Below are 20,275 nucleotides of genomic sequence, written 5' to 3'. Positions count from 1 at the left end.
CCAGGTGCGTCATTCGCCCGAATTCACCTCTTCAGGTGACAGAAGTCCCGAACGCAGGCGGCCCCCGCTCCCCGGTGGTCCGGGAGCGAGGGCCTCAGGCGTGGCTACGGAGGCCTTACGCGTCGATGCGCGAGCGGTCCAGGGTCGCCGCCGAGCTGGTGATGAACTCCTTGCGGGGCGCGACCTCGTTGCCCATCAGGAGGTCGAAGACCTGCTCGGAGGATTCCAGGTCACCGATGTTGATCCGGCGCAGCGTGCGGTGGCGCGGGTCCATCGTGGTCTCGGCCAGCTGATCGGCGTCCATCTCGCCCAGGCCCTTGTAACGCTGGATGGACTCCTTGACCCGGACGTTCTTGCGCTGGAACTCCAGCAGCGTCTGGCGCAGCTCGTTGTCCGAGTAGGTGTACACGTACTTGTCCTGGCCCTTCTTGGGCTGGACCAGCTCGATCCGGTGCAGCGGGGGCACCGCCGCGAACACCCGTCCGGCCTCGACCATCGGGCGCATGTAGCGCTGGAAGAGGGTCAGCAGCAGGGTGCGGATGTGGGAGCCGTCCACATCGGCGTCGGTCATCATGATGACCTTGCCGTAGCGGGCGGCGTCGATGTCGAAGGTCCGGCCGGACCCGGCTCCTATGACCTGGATGATGGCGCCGCACTCGGCGTTCTTCAGCATGTCCGAGACGGACGACTTCTGGACGTTGAGGATCTTGCCGCGGATCGGCAGGAGCGCCTGGAACTCGCTGTTCCGGGCCAGCTTGGCGGTGCCGAGCGCCGAGTCGCCCTCGACGATGAAGAGCTCGCTGCGCTCGACGTCGTCACTGCGGCAGTCGGCGAGCTTGGCCGGCAGCGACGAGGACTCCAGCGCGGTCTTGCGGCGCTGGGCGTCCTTGTGCTGGCGGGCCGCGATCCGCGTACGGGCGGCGGCGACGGCCTTCTCCAGCACCGACCGGGCTTGCGCCTTGGCATCCCGCTTGGTGGAGGTCAGGAACGCCTTCAGCTCCTTGGCGACCACGGCCGCGACGATCCGGTTGGCCGCCGAGGTGCCGAGCACCTCCTTGGTCTGCCCCTCGAACTGCGGCTCCGCCAGCCGTACGGTGACGACCGCGGTGAGCCCTTCGAGGGCGTCGTCCTTGACCACGTCGTCCTCGGCGACCCGCAGCATCTTCGCGGAGCGGAGCGCCTCGTTCACCGTCTTGGTGAGGGAGCGCTCGAAGCCGCTGACGTGGGTGCCGCCCTTGGGGGTGGCGATGATGTTGACGAAGGACCGGACGGTGGTGTCGTAGCCGGTGCCCCAGCGCAGCGCGATGTCGACGCCGAGCTCCCGGGTGACCTCGGTCGCGGTCATGTGACCACGGTCGTCGAGGACCGGGACGGTCTCCTTGAACGTGCCCGTGCCGGTCAGCCGCTGGACGTCGCAGACGGCCTTGTCCTGCGCCAGGTACTCGCAGAACTCACTGATGCCGCCGTCGAAGCGGAACGTCTCCTCGGTCTTGCCCTCGCCGTCGATCCCCCGCTCGTCGCGGACGACGATGGTGAGGCCGGGAACGAGGAAGGCCGTCTGGCGGGCCCGCTGGTAGAGCGTCTCCAGATTGAGCTTGGCGTCCTTGAGGAAGATCTGCCGGTCCGCCCAGTACCTGACCCGGGTACCGGTTCGGGTCTTGGGGACCCGCTTCCCCTTGCGCAGGCCGTTGGCCGGGTCGAAGGGGCTCTCGGGGCCCTGCTCGGTGAACATGCCCGGGACGCCGCGCCGGAAGCTGATGGAGTGGGTCGCGCTGTTGCGGTCCACCTCGACGTCCAGGCGGGCGGAGAGTGCGTTGACCACGGAGGCGCCGACGCCGTGGAGGCCGCCGGAGGCCGCGTAGGAGCCGCCGCCGAACTTGCCTCCGGCGTGCAGCTTCGTCATGACGACCTCGATGCCGGAGAGCCCGGTCTTGGGCTCCACGTCCACCGGGATACCGCGGCCGTTGTCCCGGACCTCGACGGAGGAATCGTCGTGGAGGATGACCTCGATCTGGTCGCAGTGACCGCCCAGGGCCTCGTCGACGGAGTTGTCGATGATCTCCCAGAGGCAGTGCATGAGCCCGCGGCTGTCGGTGGACCCGATGTACATCCCGGGGCGCTTGCGGACCGCCTCAAGCCCTTCGAGGACGAGAAGGTGCCGCGCGGTGTAGTTGGAGCTGTCCCGGTCGCCGCCTGCTGCGGTCAGCATCGCGGTGGACGGCACGGACGTTTCGGCGGTCACGCGGTTCGCTCCTCGCTGAATTTCATCTGGGCCCTTGATGGGTATCACGGTCGGCTTCGGTTGCCGCTGAGAGCCTACAGAGGCCTGGTAGAGCGGTTGTAACGCCACCCTCGGGGAATCCTCATGGTAGTCGAGCTCCATCTGGGCTCGCATGGGTGTTCGATCGATCGTCGGAGTGACGTGCACATCACGTTCCCTTCGAGGCATGAACCATTTAGGCTCCGGGCACGTCCTCATGAACAAACCGGCAAGCCGGCCGGAGGGACCCACCCCCGAGACAAGCAATGCGAAACCGTAGCGCTCCACATACGGCACATTCGCCGCCAACCGGCAACTGACAGCCATCCCGAGAAGAAATTTCGAAGAAAAGCCACGAGCGGGAACGTTTTCGGCCTGGTTGGATGTTGACCCTGGTACGACAGCTCGTCGAGCTAGAGAAGAGGCGACGTGACTACTGTTCTGACCCCCGCGAGCCCGCTGACCGCAGCAGACCGCTGTGACCGTTGCGGCGCCCAGGCCTATCTGCGCGTCGTCCTGATCAGCGGCGGTGAACTGCTCTTCTGCGCCCACCACGGGCGCAAGTTCGAGCCGGAACTCAAGAAGATCGCCGCGGAAATACAGGATGAGACGGATCGGCTCACTGCCGCACAGGCGACTGCTGCAGCCGACGAGGAACAACACTGACACCTCGCATCCACGACGAGCCAGGGGCCGGTCCAGGACCGGCCGACGGGCGGCACCCCTACCCAAGGGGCGCCGCCCGTTCTCGTTCGTCTGCGGGCGCCCAGCGGCCCGTCCAGCCGCTCAGACGCGGCCTTCGGCCCACCCCACGGCGGCGGAGACCCGGGTGTACACCCCGGGGCTGCCCGCGCGCCCGCAGCCGCTTCCCCAGGACACCAGGCCGATGAGCCGCCCACGGGCCACCAGCGGCCCGCCGCTGTCGCCCTGGCACGCGTCCCGCCCACCCGCCGGATCGCCCGCACAGAGCATCCCTGAGGCGTCGTACGTGCCCTCCCGGCCGCCCGGGTAGGCCCGGGCGCAGTCGCGGTCCGGCAGGACCTGGACCCGGGCGGAGCGCAGCACGGAGGCGTACGTACCGCTTCCGGTCGTGTCCCCCCACCCGTAGACCGCCGCGGCCGTCCCGGGCCGGTACGCCTCGTCCCCGGCCCGGGCCATCGGGATGACGCCGCTCTTCGGCAGGGCCCGGGACAACGTCAGCACCGCGAGGTCGCCGGCGTTGGTGGCGGGGTCGTACGCCGGATTGACCCAGACCCCCCGGACGGGGATCTCCTGGCCGCTCGTGCCACTCAGCCGGTCCCTCCCGGCGATGACGCGCAGGTCCTTCACCCGGCTCACCGGCCCGCCGAGCGCCTCTTCCCCCAGACAGTGGGCGACCGTCAGGACCTTCGTGGGCGCCACGGCGACGCCGCCGCAGAACTGGCCCGAGCGCGCTCCTCCGAAGCGGTCACGGCTCGACAGGGCCACCGCCCAGGGGCTGTCCGCCACGGGGGCGGGCTGCCCGCCGACGACGATGCTGTCCGCGGCCGCCGGGAGCGGCGAGGCGAGCGGGGCCGCGACGGCCGCGGCGGTCAGAGCGAGGACCCCGGTCAGGGCACGGGCGAGGGGACGGGGCATGAAGGCTCCTGACACTGAGGTGACAACGGACCCGCCCAGCGTGATCGAGCCCGCGCGTCTGTGCACCCGCGGACACGCCGGAGGGCCCGGTTCCCCTGGGGGATCCGGGCCCTCGGCCGGTGAACTCTCGTTCTACCGGTGAAACTCTCGCCGCGGTCGGGCGCTCCTAGTCGAGGTAGTCGCGCAGGACCTGCGAGCGCGACGGGTGACGGAGCTTCGACATCGTCTTCGACTCGATCTGACGGATGCGCTCACGCGTCACCCCGTAGACCTTGCCGATCTCGTCCAGCGTCTTCGGCTGGCCGTCGGTGAGACCGAAGCGCATCGAGACCACGCCGGCCTCACGCTCGGAGAGCGTGTCGAGCACGGAGTGCAGCTGCTCCTGGAGGAGCGTGAAGCTGACAGCGTCCGCCGGGACGACGGCCTCGGAGTCCTCGATCAGGTCACCGAACTCGCTGTCGCCGTCCTCGCCGAGCGGGGTGTGCAGCGAGATCGGCTCGCGACCGTACTTCTGGACCTCGATGACCTTCTCAGGGGTCATGTCGAGCTCCTTGGCCAGCTCCTCCGGGGTGGGCTCACGGCCCAGGTCCTGGAGCATCTGGCGCTGCACACGCGCGAGCTTGTTGATGACCTCGACCATGTGCACCGGGATACGGATGGTGCGGGCCTGATCGGCCATGGCGCGGGTGATCGCCTGACGGATCCACCAGGTGGCGTACGTGGAGAACTTGTAGCCCTTGGTGTAGTCGAACTTCTCGACCGCGCGGATCAGACCGAGGTTGCCCTCCTGGATCAGGTCCAGGAAGAGCATGCCGCGGCCGGTGTAGCGCTTGGCCAGGGAGACCACCAGGCGGAGGTTGGCCTCCAGGAGGTGGTTCTTGGCGCGGCGGCCGTCCTCGGCGATGATCTCCAGCTCGCGCTTGAGCTTCGGCGCGAGCTTGTCGGCGTTGGCCAGCTTGTCCTCGGCGAAGAGACCCGCCTCGATGCGCTTGGCGAGCTCCACCTCCTGCTCGGCGTTGAGGAGGGGGACCTTGCCGATCTGCTTGAGGTAGTCCTTGACCGGGTCGGCGGTGGCGCCGGCGACGGCGACCTGCTGGGCAGGCGCGTCGTCCTCGTCGTCGTCGGAGAGGACGAAGCCCTTGTTCTCGCCCTCGCCCTCCTCTTCCTCGCCCTTGCCGGCCTTGACCTCTTCGACGGCCTCGTCACCGTCGAGCAGCTCGTCGTCCTGCTTGCCGGACTTCTTCGCCGCTGTCTTCTTGGCCGCCGTCTTCTTCACGGCGGTCTTCTTGGCAGCCGTCTTCTTGGCTGCCGCCTTCTTCGCCGGGGCGGCCGCGACGGCGTCGCCGGCCACCGCGTCCGCACTCTCGGCCGCCGGGGCGGCGGTGGCCGCGACGGTCCTCGTCACGGTGGTCTTCGCCGCGACAGTCTTGGTGGCGGTGCGCTTGACCGGGCTCTTCGCTGCGACGCTCTTGCGGGCGCGCTTCGGCGACTCCGCGGCACTGACCATCAGCGTCACACCCTCTTCCTCGAGGATCTGGTTGAGGCTGCGCAGAACATTCTTCCACTGGGTTGGCGGAATCTGGTCAGCCTCGAAGGCCCGACGCACGTCATCGCCGGCGATCTGCCCATCAGCCTTTCCCCGCTCGATGAGCGCCATCACAGACTCGGACTCGGCGATCTCCGGCGGGAGCGTACGGGATGTGCTGGCCGACACGAACAACCTCTCGGAACGATGGAAACGGCTTCCGGCCCTGCCCTGGAGAGGGCTGGAACCGACGACCGCCGACTGGGGATGTCGTCGACGGCGCGGGTTTGGCCTCAGAACTGAACAGCGCACCCAAGGGCTGCTGTATTCCTTCCGCGGCGGTCACCTCTTAAGTCATCGCGCTGCTTCGAGGAGTGTTACGCCCAATCCGCGTGGCCCGAGTCACACCCCATTCGCGACGAACCGTGCCAGGGCAGGCATCTCATCACAATTGTGCCGCCGGACCCGTGCGGTCCGGCGGCACAGGGCCTGCCCACCCCGGCCGTGGACCGGTCAGTGCTGCTCGCGGGGCGCGGGGACCACACGCTCCACGTCGGGGTGGACGACGAGCAGCTGGCGCATGGCCGTCTCGGCCCCCGCGGAGTCGCCCGAAGCCAGGGCGTCGACGATGCGCACGTGGTGGGCGAGCGAGGCCTCACCCGGACGGTCGCAGCCGGTGACCGGGCCGCCGGAGACGTGCAGGGCGGCCGAGACGATGCCGGAGAGGTGCTCGAGCATCCGGTTGCCCGCGGCCTGGATGAGCAGGGCGTGGAATTCGGCGTCGGCGCGGGAGAAGGTGATCGTGTCCCCCTGCCCCATCGCGTGCCCCATGATCTCCACCATGTCGCCGAGGCGTTGCTGAAGGTCCTCCCGGCCGTGCCCGGCGGCGAGGCGGGCGGCGAGGGGCTCGATGGTCCAGCGGAGCTCGGCCAGCTCGCGGCGCTGGTCGTCGCGCTGCGGACCGAAGGCCCGCCACTCGATGATGTCGGGATCCAGCAGGTTCCAGTCGCTGACCGGGCGGACCCGCGTACCCACATTGGGGCGCGCGCTGACGAGCCCCTTGGCCTCCAGGACGCGCAGGGACTCGCGTACGACGGTGCGGGAGACCTCGAAGCGCTGGCCGATCTCCTCGGGAACAAGGGGGCGGTCCGCGCCGAGGTCGCCGGAGACGATCATCTGGCCCAGCTGCTGGACGAGTTGGCCGTGCAGGCCGCGTCCGCGGCTGGCCGCCCCCCGTCGGCTCGCCCGCCCCAACTCGGAATCGGAACCGCCCCAGGGCCGGGCTGCGGCGCGCTCGCCGGCCGGTGCTTCCGTATAGGGATAGCGATCGAGTTCGCCCGGGCCGGCCAGGCCGGAATCGGCGGAGCGGGCGGCGGTCATCATGGTGTGCGCAAGGGTACTCACGCATCCTTTGTCGGCGTGGCTCGTCCGCCCCTTGAGGTCTTTGCTGAAAAGCACACGAAAGGGTGATCGACGTCCGCGCCGCAATTGACGCCATATGAGCCTGAACCAGGCATTTCCTACGGAGTTACGGGCTCCCCTCTTCGACGCCGGGCTGCGGTGATCACCAACGCACCTTCCCGCGAAGACTGGTGAACAGATACGCACAGACCAGGGCCGACAACGACAGGGTGAGCGCGGCGCCCACGGGCTGTGCCACCACCCGCGCGACGGCCAGGACCCAGCGGTCCGCCTCCTGCGGCAGCTGCCACCAAGCCAGTTCGCGCAGTCGGCCCGGAAATCCGGTGACCGAACGTGCGGACGGGACGGCGAACACCTTCTGCACCAGCGGAACCACCAGCACCGGAACAGCCAGCACGGCGGCGATCCCGGCCCCGGCCACCCGGAAGACACCCGCCGCCAGCAGCCCCGCCCAGGCGCAGCCCACGGTCAGGCAGGCCCAACTCGCGCCGAGCACGACGGCATTGGCCGGAGGGGTGAGCAACTCCGGGCCGTAGAAGAGCCGGAGACCCTGCGCGCCGCAGACGACGGTGCCAGACGCCAGCAGGAGGGCGAATCCGGCGGTCACCGTCAGCTTGGCCAGCAGCAGGCCGATCCGCCGGGGCACGGTGCCGCGGCCGGCGGCGAGCGCCGGGTAGCGGAACTCGTCGCCGAAGGAGAGGGCGCCCAGGATGCCCGCGCCCAAGGCGGCGGGCGGCAGCGGCAGCAGCTCGGGCCAGGCGGCGAGCGCGCGCGGCAGGGGCGTACCGCCGGTGCGCGCCAGGAGGACGGAGAGCGCGGCGGAGACCAGCAGTACGGAGGCCATGATCATGGCCGTCGTCCGGACGCCGAGGGAGCGTCGCAACTCGTACCGGAGCGGACGCAGGGGCCCGCGAGCGGGGCGGGCCCGGATCGGCGGTGGCAGTTCGGAGAGGGCGGCGGCGGAGGGCTGCCGGGCCTCGCTGCTGTCCGGCGGCGGGGCGGCGGGGCCGGTGTCGCCGATCTCGTCGGCGAGTTGGTGGACCGGGACACCGTGCCGGAACGCGGTATCCCCCACCTCGGCGCAGGTGCTGCCGTACACGGTCAGCCGCCCGTTCGCCTCGGGGACCACCTCGACCGAGCGCTGCGCGGCCCGGGCCTCTCTGCTGACGACTGCGGCGAGCCGGGCCGCGTGAGGGGTGCGGACGGCGACGCGGGGGCGGAGCCGGGTGCGGGCGAAGTCGGCGACCTGCTGGTCCGCGACGAGGCGGCCGCCGTCGACGGTGACGACGTGGTCGGCCGTGCGGGCGGCCTCCTTGGGGTCGGCGGTGGCGTACAGGACCGTTCCGCCCTGGGCCGCGTGGGCGCGCAGCAGCCCGTACAACCAGCTGTTCTCGCGCGGGGAGAGGCCCTCCGCGGGTTCGTCCAGGACCAGGGTGTGCGGGTCCCCGAGGAGGGCCGAGGCGAGGCCGAGCCGACGGTCCATCCCCACCGAGAGGGTGCCCAGGCGCTGGTCCCCGAGCCCTGCCAGGCCCACGACCTCGAGCATCTCGTCGGCGCGGGCCGCGGGCGTTCCGGCGGCCGCACAGAGCATCCGGAGCTGGCCGCGGGCCGTACGGGAGGGGTGCCCCGGTACGTCACCGAGCAGTACGCCCACTTCGCGCGCCGGGTGGGCGATGCGGTGCAGCGGCCTGCCGCGGAAGTAGGCGACGCCCCGGCCGGAGTCGAGTTCGAGCATCAGCCGCAGGGCCGCGGTCTTGCCCGAGCCGGGGGCGCCCAGCAGAGCGGTGACGCGGCCGGGCGGGGCCTCGAAGGTCAGGTCGTCCACGGCGGGCGGAGCGTCGCGACGGGGGGTGCTGGTGAGTCCGATGGCCTGGAGCATCGCTTCTCTCGCGTTCTCTCACGGAAGGTGAGACCGCTCGGCGGCAGAGGGGTACCGCAGCAACATAACGCGACATTTCCGACTTTTCGTGCAGCAGTGGCCCCCCGGGTGTTCCGCACTCCCCGGACCGCCGACAGGCCCCGCCGTCAGACCTCCGGACGCAGCATCGGCGGGTTGAGCACCGTGGCCGCACCGGCCCGGAACAGCTGCGCGGGCCGGCCGCCCTGCCGTGTGGTGGTCCCGCCGGAGGGCACCAGGAAGCCGGGGGTGCCCGTGACCTTGCGGTGGAAGTTACGGGGGTCGAGGACGACACCCCATACCGCCTCGTACACCCGGCGCAGCTCCCCGACCGTGAACTCCGGCGGGCAGAACGCCGTGGCCAGCGAGGAGTACTCGATCTTGGATCGGGCGCGCTCCACCCCGTCGGCGAGGATCCTCGCGTGGTCGAAGGCGAGCGGCGTCGCCTGCTCGCCCTCCCTGAGCAGGTCCTCCACGGGCGCCCAGCGGGCGCTGTTGGCGTCCCCGCCCGCCCGGGGCGCGGGCAGATCGGGGGCGAGGGCGAGGTGCGCGACACTGACGACCCGCATCCGGGGGTCCCGCGCCGGGTCCCCGTAGGTGGCCAGCTGTTCGAGGTGCGCGCCGTTGCCCACGGCGGGCTTCGCCGGATCATGGGCGCACAGCCCCGTCTCCTCGACGAGCTCACGCGCCGCCGCGGACCCGAGATCCTCGTCGGCCCTGACGAAACCGCCGGGCAGCGCCCACCGGCCCTGGAACGGCGTTTCTCCGCGGCGGACCACCAGCGCGCAGAGCGCGTGACGGCGCACCGTGAGCACGACCAGGTCCACGGTGACGGCGAAGGGCGGGAAGGTCGACGGGTCGTAGGGCGGCATGCCGCGATCATAGTCGTCTGCCTGACGATAAACACTCCCTTCGTCACTCCGGTGATCAGGGAGATCCCGTGTGCGGCCGGATTCGGCCGCACACGTCGAGGGCACCCCCCACTCACCGCGCTGCCGGCCCCGTCGCCCTCAGCGACGCGTACCGGCGCCGCGCCTGCCGTACCGCCGGACGTCGCGCATGCGGCGCCCGGTGGCCACCGGCCCGGGCCTGGCGGTGCCGGGCGTCGGTGTGGTCCCCCCGGTGTCCGACGCCCCGCGACCGCTCCCGCGCCGCCGTGCCCGGTTCGCCGCCGGCCTGACTCTGCGGACATGCAGCGCAGGCCCCCTGGCCACCCCGGCCCCCGTCCCCGCTCCGGCCTCCTCCCCGCCACCCGTCACCGCTGCCTGCGGCCCTGCACCGCCGCCGCCGTCACCGCGCAGGCAGCGGCGCAGGGTCTCCGGGTCCAGCCCTTCGTTGCACGCCCGGTGCAGCAACTGCGCGAACGTGTACTCCGGGTCCGCCCGGAGCGCCATGGCCAGAGCGACCCGCGCGCCGGGCTCGTCGCCGGTCGACCAGGAGACCCAGCCGGCCAGGGTCAGCGGTGCCGCCGCGTGCTCGCCGTACGGCCCGACGCAACGCCGGGCGAGTGTCCGCCACAGCCTCAGCGCGCAGTGGCCGTCGGGACCTTCCATCCAGGCCGCGGCCTTGTCACGGGTCTCCCGGTCCTGGAGGCCGAGGATGACGGCGGCGGCCTCGTCCTCGTCGATCAGCTGGTCGTCCCCGAGGTCGGAGACGGCTTCCGGAGCGGGCTGCGTGCGCCCGAGGCGGCCCATCAGGGTGTGGGCGAGCGTGAGGGTCTCCTTCGCCACCTGGGCCTTCGCCCGCTCGTCCAGGATCCGGGTCACCAGCGACGGCGCGACCCGGTCCAGCGCCTGCAGCTGTGCGGATGCCTCCTCCGGCGTCTGCCAGGGAGCGAGCCGCGCCTCCATCTCGCGCAGCGTCCCCCGTACCTGGATCCCCGCATAGGCGGCCGCGGCGGCCATCACCGTCGTACCGGGCATGGCCAGGGGATTTCCCTGGGGCGGGCAGCACCGGCCGTCGGGGCAGCAGTAGGACCAGTACCGGCCGTCCGAGAGGCAGAGCGCTTCGAGCACAGGCACGTCGAGCGCTCCGCACGCCGTGCGCAGGCTCTGGGCGAACGGACGCAGGCGCTCCATGGTCAGGCGTCCGCTCTCGCCGTCCGGCGAGTCCTGGCAGAGGAAGATCACGATCGCGTCGGGCCGTCCGTCGCGGCGCTCGCTCCCCGAGATGAGGCTCTCCGCCAGCTGTTCGGCGACCGGTCCCCATTCACCGGGCGCCTGCGGAATGCCGAGCCGGAGCCGGCCGCCGAACCGGCCCCGGCCGCCGTGCAGGGCCACCATCACGACACTGTCGCTGGGGTGGAACCCCATCAGATACGGGAGGGCATCGGCGAGTTCGGCGGGGCCTCGCAGGGTGATCTGCTGACCGTCGGACGGGCCGGTGGATTCATGGTGCTTGTTCATGGCTCGACGGTCCCGCGGTCCGCCGGATCCCGCGACCCCTGTGGATAACGTTATCCACAGGCTCGCCCCGCCGTTCGCGGTTTGCGGTCGTCATCGGGTTGCATGGGGGGATGACCAACGCAGATCGTGCAGCACTCAGAGCTTCGGCCGACTCCGTCCTCGCCCGCCTCGTCGGGGATGCCACGGGTGAGGCCAGGCTGCGCGAGGACCAGTGGCTGGCGATCGAAGCGCTCGTGGCCGACAAGCGCCGGGCGCTGGTCGTGCAGCGCACCGGGTGGGGCAAGTCCGCGGTCTACTTCGTGGCGACCTCGCTGCTGCGCGCGCAGGGCAGCGGCCCGACCGTGATCGTGTCGCCACTGCTGGCGCTGATGCGCAACCAGGTCGCGGCGGCCGCGCGGGCGGGGATCAGCGCCCGCACGATCAATTCGTCCAACACGGAGGAGTGGGAGAGCGTCCAGGCCGAGGTGGCGGCCGGTGAGGTCGACGTGCTCCTGGTCTCCCCGGAGCGGCTGAACAATCCCGACTTCCGGGACCAGGTGCTGCCCCGGCTCTCCGCCGCGACGGGTCTCCTGGTGGTCGACGAGGCGCACTGCATCTCCGACTGGGGGCATGACTTCCGGCCGGACTACCGGCGGCTGCGGACCATGCTCGCCGATCTCCCCACCGGCGTGCCGGTGCTGGCCACCACCGCCACGGCCAACGCACGCGTGACGGCGGACGTCGCGGAACAACTGGGCACGGGAGCCGGCACGGACGCGCTGGTGCTGCGTGGTCCGCTGGACCGGGAGAGCCTGAGTCTGAGCGTGCTCCGGCTGCCCAATGCCGCGCACCGGCTGGCCTGGCTGGGCGACCACCTGGGGGAGCTTCCCGGTTCCGGGATCATCTACACGCTGACGGTCGCGGCGGCCGAGGAGGTCACGGCCTACCTGCGGCAGAACGGTCATCCGGTCACCTCCTACACGGGGCGGACCGAGAACGCGGACCGCCAGCAGGCGGAGGACGACCTGCTGGCCAACCGTGTCAAGGCGCTGGTCGCCACCTCCGCGCTGGGCATGGGTTTCGACAAGCCCGACCTCGGCTTCGTCGTGCACCTTGGCTCGCCCTCTTCCCCCATCGCCTACTACCAGCAGGTCGGGCGCGCGGGGCGCGGGGTCGAGCACGCCGAGGTGCTGCTGCTCCCCGGCAAGGAGGACGAGGCGATCTGGCAGTACTTCGCCTCGGTCGCCTTCCCTCCCGAGGAGCAGGTGCGCCGCACCCTGGACGTCCTGGCCGGGTCGGAGCGGCCGCTCTCCCTGCCGGCGCTGGAACCTCTGGTCGACCTCCGGCGGACCCGCCTGGAGACGATGCTCAAGGTGCTGGACGTCGACGGCGCGGTGAAGCGGGTCAAGGGTGGCTGGATCTCCACCGGCGAACCATGGGTCTACGACTCCGAGCGCTACGCCTGGGTCGCCCGGCAGCGGGCCGCCGAGCAGCAGGCCATGCGCGACTACGTCACGACGACGGCTTGCCGGATGGAGTTCCTGCGGCTGCGGCTCGACGACGAGGAAGCCACCGCCTGCGGGCGCTGTGACAACTGCGCGGGCGCCCGCTTCGACGACAAGGTCTCCACCGCGGCCCTGGACGGCGCCCGCAGCGAGCTGGGCCGGCCGGGGGTGGAGGTGGCCCCCCGCAAGATGTGGCCCACCGGTCTGGCCGCGGTGGGTGTCGACCTCAAGGGGCGTATCCCCGCCGGTGAACTGTCCTCCGCCGGACGTGCGCTGGGCAGGCTCTCCGACATCGGCTGGGGCAATCGGCTGCGCCCCATGCTGGCGGCGCAGGCACCGGACGCGCCGGTGCCGGACGATGTCACGGACGCCGTGGTCACCGTGCTCACGGACTGGGCCAGGGGCCCCGGAGGCTGGGCCTCCGGGGCACCCGACGCCGCGCCCCGGCCGGTCGGCGTGGTCACCCTCGCCTCACGCCGCCGACCGCAGTTGGTGGAGTCGCTCGGCCGACGCATCGCCGAGATCGGCCGGATGCCCCTGCTCGGGACGGTGACGTACGCGCCGGGTACGGAGGATCTGCCGATGTCGCAGACCAACAGCGCACAGCGGGTGCGGGCCCTGCACGAGGCCCTGGCGGTCGAGCCCGAGCTGGCACAGGCACTGCGGTCCGCCGACGGTCCGGTCCTGCTCGTGGACGACCTGTCCGACACCGGCTGGACGCTGGCCGTCGCCGCGCGACTGCTGCGGCGGGCCGGAGCCCGGGGGGTGTGCCCGCTGGTCCTCGCGGTTCAGGGGTGACGGAAGGCGTCATCCGGGCCGGGGCCGGGCAGGGATATCAGTGTCATTCCGGCTGATTCCCGTCAGCCGCGCCAATTGCTCGTTGCCGCCCGCCGATACGCCAGGAAGAATTGGGACTGCTCCCCGCACAGTTCTCGTCGGGCCCGGAAGGGCTGTGCCGCGGCGCGCCCTGATTCGACCCTGCCCGCACCATGGGCGCGTAGCGAAGGGAGGACCATGACCTTCGGATTCGCCCCGTCCTCAGCCACTTCGATATCGGCGTTCTCGACCCCACCGGGTGCCGCGGACTCCGTCAACCGCCTTGCCCGGATGCTCGAACCCGCCGAGTGGGCCTCGGCGGGCATACCGCTGCTGCGCAGTCCGCGGGAGGTCGTCAGCGGGCTGCACTCCCGGCACCGGCCGACGCCCGCCACCGCCGTGGTCGCGGTCCTCGATCATGAGGAACGGCTCACGGCGAGCGCCTCGTTCACGCGCCGGGACGCGGTGGCGGCGGACGGCTGGGACTTCCGCAACGCCCTGCTCGACCAGCTGCGGCGTGTCATCCCGCACGATCTGCGCCGCCGTACTCCGGTGCGTACAGCGGTGCTTCTCTACTGCCGTGACGGCGACGAGCGGTGGACCGAGGAGGACGGAGCGTGGATGTGGGGCCTGCGGGACGCCTGCACCTTGCACGGACTCCGGTGCGGTGCGTACATCACGCTGACCAGCGGGGGCTGGCAGGTGCTCGGCGAGGGGCGGGGCGGACGGCGGCCCAGTTCCCTGTCGGAGCCGGCCCCGCTGGCCGACCTCGTCGCCGGACAGCAGCCCGCTCTGACGCGGACCGGTGGCGGGTCGGCCCAGGCGCTGCGCCGCTCGGCCGCCCGGTGAACGGGAGGCGCACAAGAAGCTGAGCCCCGGCCGCCCGTGACGGCGGCCGGGGCTCCTGTACGACCGGTGCGACGGTTCAGACGCCCGCGCCGAGTGCGGAGTTGATCGTCTGCGGGTCTCCGCAGACGATCAGCAGCGCGGCGGCACGGTCACGTGCGACGGGCAGCGCGCGGACGACGGTGTCACCGGCGTCCCCGTTGACCGCCACGACGACCACGGGCCGGGGCTCGGCCCGGTCGACCGCGGAGGCGTCCGCGAAGAAGACGTCGTCGCCGGCGTCCTGCTGGGCCCAGTACGCGGCGTCACCGAAGGACAGCTCGTGGGCGGCCCACGGATGCTGCTCGCCGGTGGTGAGCACCAGGATGTCGCCCGGCGCGCGGCCGGACTCCAGCAACAGGTCGACCGCTTCCTCGGCCGCGTCGAGGGCTCCGCCGGCCGGGGCCGGGATCAGCTGGAGCTGTGGCGCGGAACGATTCTCCGGTCGGCTCGGAGCGCTCGTCGGCGCTACGGGAGCCGGTGCGGGCGCGGGTACGGAGGCGGGGTGTGCGCGCTGTGCCGGAGGCGTAGGGCGCGCCGGGCCGGGGACCGGACGGCCGGGACGCGGCGTGGCCGCGGAACGCGGGCCTGGTACGGGACGGGGGGTCGGCGCGGTACGGCCGGCGGCCGGAGTGACGCGGGGACCCTGGGCACTCTCGTGAATCTGAGGCTCCTGAAGGAAGAGAGGCAGGAAGGTGGTCTGTCGTGGGCCGACGTGGGCGGTCGGCATCGCTGGTGGGCGCCTGCGCGCGATCAGAATTCGAAGCCGAGCTGGCCCCCGCTTTCGAGTGCGGCCGCCTCGGCGGAAAAACGGACCTTCTTCAGGTGCTGCCACCGGGGCAGCGCGTCCAGATACGCCCAGGAGAGGCGGTGATGGGGTGTGGGCCCCCGCTCCTCCAGTGCGGCCCGGTGCACCGGCGAGGGGTACCCCGCGTTGGCACCGAAGGCGAAGTCTGTGTACTCCTCGGACTCCCCGCCCAGTTCGGCCATCATCCGGTCGCGGTGCACCTTGGCGATGACCGAGGCGGCCGCCACCGCGACGCAGGACTGGTCGCCCTTGATGACCGTACGGACCTTCCAGGGGACGCCCAGGTAGTCGTGCTTGCCGTCGAGTATCACCGCGTCGGGCCGCACCGGCAGCCCCTCCAGGGCCCGTACGGCGGCGAGCCGGAGAGCCGCGGTCATGCCGAGGTCGTCGATCTCCTGCGGAGAGGCGTGCCCCAGGGCGTGGGCCGTGACCCAGCTCTCCAGCACGGGGGCGAGCGCGGCACGCCGCAGAGGCGTCAACAGCTTGGAATCGGTGAGGCCTTCGGGCGGTCGGCGCAGGCCGGTGACCGCGGCACACACGGTGACGGGTCCGGCCCACGCCCCGCGTCCGACCTCGTCGACACCGGCAACGGTCCTGGCACCGGTGGTAGCGCGAAGCGAGCGCTCGACGGTGTGCGTGGGTGGTTCGTACGGCATGGCGCCAGTCAGCGTACGCCGAGAGCGACGGCAGCGACACCCCGGGGCGCCGTGCACACGGAGATTCTGCCGACGGGCGCCGGTCCGGGGTGGGATCAGTAGGGGTCGTAGTCGTCGTGGCCCTGCTCGTAGCCGCCCCGCTCGCCCTCCCGGACACCGTCGGTGCCCAGGCCGTAGCAGGTGCGGTGGTCAGCGGTCGCGGGACGCTCGCGGAGGATCTCCTCGGCCCGCGCCTCGCCCCAGCTGGTGGCGTACCAGGGGGAGTCGGAGCCGCGCAGTTCGCGCTGGATGACCCGGAGCGCGCAGGAGCGCTGCGGTTCCGGCAGCTTGTCGAGGGCCGGGACGGCGTCGGCGGAGAGGTTCTTGAGGTAGTCGAGGTCGATCGAGGTGGGGTCGTCCTCGAAGCGCTGGACGTTCTGCTCGGCGACCACCGCGTCCGGGGAGATCACCCCGAAGGCCAGTACGGCGGCCGCGGCGCTGACCGCGATCGCGCGCGGCAGGAACTTGGCGCCGAAGACTCCGGCGGCCAGGATCAGGACGAACACGACGCCGAGCCAGAGCTCCATCGCGGCCACGGAGATCCGGAGCCGGGTGAGCCCGTACTCCTCGACGTACAGGTCCATGCGGCGCAGCGCCGAGGCGACGACGACCAGGGTGAGCACGCAGAGGGTGCCCAGCACGGCGCGTACCAGCGTCCGGTCCCGGCTGCCGCCGCGCGGTGCCCAGCGCAGGGCCAGGGCGATCACGAGGAGGGTGAGCAGGGTGGCCCAGAGCAGCTGCCAGAAGCCCTGGCGGGCGTACTCGGCGTGGTCGAGCCCGGTCTCCTCCCGCACCTTGTCGTAGCCCCCGGTGAGGACGACGAGCTGAAGGGTGATGAACGCGGCGAAGAGCAGGTCGAGGACGATGAGCGGAAGGGCCCACTCCGTACGTCCGCGGGGCTTGCCCGCCTTGACGCTGAGGCCGTCCCAGCGCACGGGGGCGGCGGCGGTGCGGGCGGCGGCCAGTGCCCCTACGAGGCCCACGAGGAAGAGGAACGTCCGCCACGGGCCGTCGACGACCGACACGTCGGGGGTGAGCTTGCCCAGCAGGTCGGCGAAGGCGGCGTCGGCGCTGGCGAAGAGCGTCCCGAACACCACGAGGAGCCCGACGGCCACGGCCGTGGTGCGTACGGCGGTGCCCCAGCGCCCCCGGGAGCCGTCGGCCCGCTCCCGTACCCCGCGCCAGCCCCACCGGATCCCCGACGCGACCGAATCCAGGGTGCCCACGGACCCGATCAGCACCCCGAGCCAGCTCCGGCTGCCGTGCAGCGCCAGCGAGCCCAGGGCGAAGGCCGACACGACAGCCAGGAACGTGGGCCAGCCCGCGTCCCGGAGCGCGGGCACCGCGAGCAGGGAGAGACCGCCGACGGCCCAGGTGGCGGTCCAGGGCCGCGGGCGGCGCCCCGCCGCCCGGGCGGCGAAACCGGCGGCCAGGGCGGCTGGCACCACGACGATCAGGAGGTTCACGCCGAGACCGTCGCCGAGCAGGAGCGCGCTGAGTACGGCGGTGGCCAGGGCGGCCCACAGGACGGCGTGCGGGATCAGCGGGGGTGCGGCCGGGCGCAGCTTGGCCGTCGCGCCGGGACGCTTGACCGGGGGCTGCCAGGGGCGGCCCGGCTGCCAGGCCTGTTGCGCCCCCTGGGCCCGCTGCCGCTGGGCGTGGAGGTGCGCGGGGGTGGCCGGCGACTCGACGCCCTGGGCGGCGGGGGGGCCGGGCCGCGGTGCCGGTGGCAGGGTCGCGGCCGGGGCCATCGGCTCCGCGGGCGGTGACGCCTGCCCCGGCGGCTGCGGCTGCGGCTGCGGCTGCGGCGAACCGTCGGCCGGCGGGCCTGACGCCTTGGGCGGCTCGGACGACCCGGGCGGCTCGGACGGTCGTTCGGACATGGGACCCCTCCCCCACCGACGACCCGCGCACACCCCGGGAGGGCACGTGGTCCCGGCATCTCATTCGGCGCGCGTCCATGGACGTCGACCGGCGAAGATCGACCAGGGGACGGCGTGGCCGAAAGATTAATTCCGAACCGGTGTTCGCGAACACTCAGAGTGAGGCCTGTGGCAGGACCGTGACAGACGGTCGGCCCGGCCCCCTCCGCAGGAGCGTTCGTACGGTCAGTGGTGCGCCGGGAGCAGCCAGCCGGGCGGGGCCTCCGTCTGCGCCAGCCAGTCGGCGGGCGGCGCCCCGGCCGTACCGGCGGCGATGACTCCCCCGACGATGGCGCAGGTCGTGTCGACGTCACCGCCCGCCTGAGCCGTCAGCCAGAACGCCTCCTCGAAGTCTCCGAGGCTCCTGGCCGCCGACCAGAGGGCGAACGGCACGGTGTCGTGGGCGCTCGTCCTGCGGCCGTTGCCGAGAACCGCGGCGACCGTCCCGGCGTCCTGGTAGTCGAGCATGTCGCGGGCCCGGCGCAGTCCGGCGCCGACCGCGCTGCGGGGCACGAGCGCGATCACGCCGTCGAGGAGCTCCTCGGGCTTCGGCGGCCCGTCCGGGGCGGCGGCGAGCGAGGCGGCCGCCGCGACGGCCATCGCGCCGACGACGGCCTCACGGTGCTGGTGGGTGGTGTACGAGGAGATCTCGGCCTGGTGGGTGGCCTGCTCCGGGTCGTCCGCGTACCAGGCGCCGAGCGGGGCGATCCGCATGGCCGAACCGTTGCCCCACGATCCCTGCCCGTTGAAGAGCGCCGACGCCAGCTCGCGCCAGTCGCCGCCCTCCCGTACGAGCCGGAGGAGCCGGTTCACGGCGGGGCCGTAGCCCCGGTCGAAGTCGTGGTGCTCGGCGAAGGAGTGCGCGAGCGCGTCCTGGTCCACGCGGCCATGGGCAGCGAGCACGGCCAGGACCGAGGAGGCCATCTCGGTGTCGTCGGTCCACTGCCAGGGGCCGGGCGGCAGGAGGCGCTGTCTGAGCAGCGGGTAGTTGACCGGGACGAAGAACTGGGAGCCCAGGGCGTCTCCCACGGACAGGCCACGCAGGCTGGCCAGGGCGCGTTCGAAGCGCCGCTCGGAAGCAGAATCAACGGTCATCGCTCTGCCACTCTATCCGGTGGGCCCGTACGGCTCAGGGGTACGCCAGCGCTGGAAGGGCCGGTCGAGGGTGTAGCGGCCGTTCTCGCCGAGGAGCAGGGTCCTCGTCTCCCCGTTGCCCGGGTTGGACAGCGATTCGAACTCCGCGACCGACCAGTGGAACCAGCGCATGCAGAACAGCCGCATGGTCAGTCCATGAGTGACCAGCAGGACGTTCTCCGGGTGGTCCGGCTCCTCGAAGCTGCGGTGCAGGCTCTCCAGGAACGCGCCCACCCGGTCGTACACGTCGGCGCCGGATTCCCCCTGGGCGAAGCGGTAGAAGAAGTGCCCGTAGGCGTCCCGGTAGGCCTTCTGGAGCCGTACGTCGTCCCGGTCCTGCCAGTTGCCCCAGTCCTGCTCGCGCAGCCGGGGCTCCTCGCGGACCCTGACCCGGGCGGGATCGAGACCGAAGGCCCGGAAGGTCTCGTGGGTCCGCCGGTAGGGGGAGACGTAGACGCTCACCCTCTCCTCGCCGAACTGCTCACGCAACCGTGCCCCGGTCTCCTTGGCCTGCCGCAGTCCCGTCGCGGTCAGCCGGAGCGCGTGGTCGGGCTCCCGCTCGTACACCGTGTCGTCGGCGTTGCCCTCGGACTCGCCGTGCCGGACGAGGACGATGCGCTGCGGTCGTGCCATGCACCGACCCTAGGTGGTGTGCGGCGATCACGCGTGACCCGCAGAGACGGCGTATGCCCCACAGAGACCGCCGTATCGCCCACAGAGACCGCGTATCCCCCACAGGGACGGTGTCAGACCGTCCAGGAGGGTTCCAGCGCGACGACGTCCCCCGACAGCGCGGCCACGTCCGTCTCGGTCTGCGCGCGCGCCGCCAGGCGCTCCGCCCCGTCCGCGCGGTACTTGCCCCGCTCGGCACTCGACTTCCACATGGACAGGACGAGGAACTCGTTACCGGGCGCCTCCCCGAAGATCCCGCGCAGCATCCCGGGGGAACCGGCCATCGCCGGGTTCCACACCTGCTTCTGCATCAGCACGAAGTGCTCGGCCCGGTCCTCGTGCACGCTGCTGTGCGCGACCCTGACGACATCCGCCTCCGTGAAGTCCGGCTCGAAACCCGTCTTCACGTCGAACCGGCGCTCGAAGAGCATGACGTGCATGTCACGGAAGGTGCCGGCCTGCCCGGTCGCCTGGCGGTCGTGTCCGCGGGCCATGAACGAGTCGTAGAAGACGCGGTTCTCCCAGAAAGCGAAGACGTGGGCGACATCGGGGCGCGTTCGGCTCCACCCACCGCTCTGCCCCCTGAACCCCGGCTCGCCGAGCAGCCCCGCCCACTTCCGCTGTCCCCGCTCGAAACCATGACGGTCCACCACGGAGCAGCGAATCCACTTCACCAGCACCGCGCCATCGTACGGCGCGGAACGTCGCACGGGTCACGGTCGTCCACGGACCA

General features: G+C 71.9%; 16 protein-coding genes. 3 read left to right on the top strand and 13 right to left on the bottom strand.

What is annotated here, in order from left to right:
• Window positions 1-115: 115 nt before the first annotated feature.
• Window positions 116-2,242, bottom strand: coding sequence for a DNA topoisomerase IV subunit B (locus ABZ154_RS01690; RefSeq protein ID WP_356828018.1), 2,127 nt, complete (start codon window positions 2,240-2,242; stop codon window positions 116-118).
• 447 nt (window positions 2,243-2,689) lie between these two features.
• Here ABZ154_RS01690 and ABZ154_RS01685 point away from each other — a divergent pair, with 447 nt between their 5' ends.
• On the top strand, window positions 2,690-2,926 hold the full coding sequence (locus ABZ154_RS01685) for a hypothetical protein (RefSeq protein WP_356828016.1): 237 nt from the start codon (window positions 2,690-2,692) through the stop codon (window positions 2,924-2,926).
• A gap of 120 nt (window positions 2,927-3,046) precedes the next feature.
• Here the strand turns inward: ABZ154_RS01685 and ABZ154_RS01680 are convergent, their stop codons facing one another.
• The 6 genes from ABZ154_RS01680 to ABZ154_RS01655 form a co-directional block, all read right to left on the bottom strand.
• Window positions 3,047-3,877: a serine protease gene (locus ABZ154_RS01680; RefSeq protein WP_356828014.1), complete on the bottom strand. Its 831-nt coding sequence runs from the start codon at window positions 3,875-3,877 to the stop codon at window positions 3,047-3,049.
• Between the two features lie 166 nt (window positions 3,878-4,043).
• Complete coding sequence (locus tag ABZ154_RS01675) at window positions 4,044-5,591, bottom strand: RNA polymerase sigma factor (RefSeq protein ID WP_031125811.1); 1,548 nt, start codon at window positions 5,589-5,591, stop codon at window positions 4,044-4,046.
• Window positions 5,592-5,915: 324 nt separating this feature from the next.
• Window positions 5,916-6,806, bottom strand: coding sequence for a FadR/GntR family transcriptional regulator (locus ABZ154_RS01670; protein ID WP_356828012.1), 891 nt, complete (start codon window positions 6,804-6,806; stop codon window positions 5,916-5,918).
• Between the two features lie 160 nt (window positions 6,807-6,966).
• The gene (locus ABZ154_RS01665; RefSeq protein ID WP_356828010.1) at window positions 6,967-8,703 is read right to left on the bottom strand and encodes an ATP-binding cassette domain-containing protein; all 1,737 of its coding nucleotides are present in this window, start codon (window positions 8,701-8,703) and stop codon (window positions 6,967-6,969) included.
• Window positions 8,704-8,849: 146 nt separating this feature from the next.
• Window positions 8,850-9,593, bottom strand: a complete 744-nt coding sequence (locus ABZ154_RS01660; protein WP_161267410.1) for an NUDIX domain-containing protein — start codon at window positions 9,591-9,593, stop codon at window positions 8,850-8,852.
• A 138-nt stretch (window positions 9,594-9,731) separates the two neighbouring features.
• Window positions 9,732-11,126: a DUF4192 domain-containing protein gene (locus ABZ154_RS01655; RefSeq protein ID WP_356828008.1), complete on the bottom strand. Its 1,395-nt coding sequence runs from the start codon at window positions 11,124-11,126 to the stop codon at window positions 9,732-9,734.
• Between the two features lie 110 nt (window positions 11,127-11,236).
• Here ABZ154_RS01655 and ABZ154_RS01650 point away from each other — a divergent pair, with 110 nt between their 5' ends.
• A complete protein-coding gene (locus ABZ154_RS01650) occupies window positions 11,237-13,408 on the top strand; it encodes a RecQ family ATP-dependent DNA helicase (RefSeq protein ID WP_356828006.1) in 2,172 nt (723 codons plus the stop codon).
• 216 nt (window positions 13,409-13,624) lie between these two features.
• The gene (locus ABZ154_RS01645) at window positions 13,625-14,275 is read left to right on the top strand and encodes a hypothetical protein (RefSeq protein ID WP_356828004.1); all 651 of its coding nucleotides are present in this window, start codon (window positions 13,625-13,627) and stop codon (window positions 14,273-14,275) included.
• Window positions 14,276-14,351: 76 nt separating this feature from the next.
• On the opposite strand, the gene ABZ154_RS01640 is transcribed toward ABZ154_RS01645, so the two are convergent.
• The 6 genes from ABZ154_RS01640 to ABZ154_RS01615 form a co-directional block, all read right to left on the bottom strand.
• On the bottom strand, window positions 14,352-15,002 hold the full coding sequence (locus tag ABZ154_RS01640; protein ID WP_356828179.1) for a hypothetical protein: 651 nt from the start codon (window positions 15,000-15,002) through the stop codon (window positions 14,352-14,354).
• A gap of 62 nt (window positions 15,003-15,064) precedes the next feature.
• The gene (locus ABZ154_RS01635) at window positions 15,065-15,775 is read right to left on the bottom strand and encodes a ribonuclease HII (protein WP_356828002.1); all 711 of its coding nucleotides are present in this window, start codon (window positions 15,773-15,775) and stop codon (window positions 15,065-15,067) included.
• 95 nt (window positions 15,776-15,870) lie between these two features.
• Window positions 15,871-17,697, bottom strand: a complete 1,827-nt coding sequence (locus ABZ154_RS01630) for a DUF4173 domain-containing protein (protein WP_356828000.1) — start codon at window positions 17,695-17,697, stop codon at window positions 15,871-15,873.
• A 225-nt stretch (window positions 17,698-17,922) separates the two neighbouring features.
• Window positions 17,923-18,831, bottom strand: a complete 909-nt coding sequence (locus tag ABZ154_RS01625) for an ADP-ribosylglycohydrolase family protein (protein WP_356827998.1) — start codon at window positions 18,829-18,831, stop codon at window positions 17,923-17,925.
• Window positions 18,832-18,843: 12 nt separating this feature from the next.
• Window positions 18,844-19,503: a histidine phosphatase family protein gene (locus tag ABZ154_RS01620; protein ID WP_356827996.1), complete on the bottom strand. Its 660-nt coding sequence runs from the start codon at window positions 19,501-19,503 to the stop codon at window positions 18,844-18,846.
• Window positions 19,504-19,616: 113 nt separating this feature from the next.
• Window positions 19,617-20,222 (bottom strand): YdbC family protein, encoded by a 606-nt coding sequence (locus tag ABZ154_RS01615; RefSeq protein WP_356827994.1) that lies wholly within the window; start codon window positions 20,220-20,222, stop codon window positions 19,617-19,619.
• Window positions 20,223-20,275: the final 53 nt, after the last annotated feature.

Source organism: Streptomyces sp. NPDC006261, from assembly GCF_040613515.1.
Taxonomy (GTDB): domain Bacteria; phylum Actinomycetota; class Actinomycetes; order Streptomycetales; family Streptomycetaceae; genus Streptomyces.
This window is presented reverse-complemented; position numbering and strand designations above follow the sequence as displayed.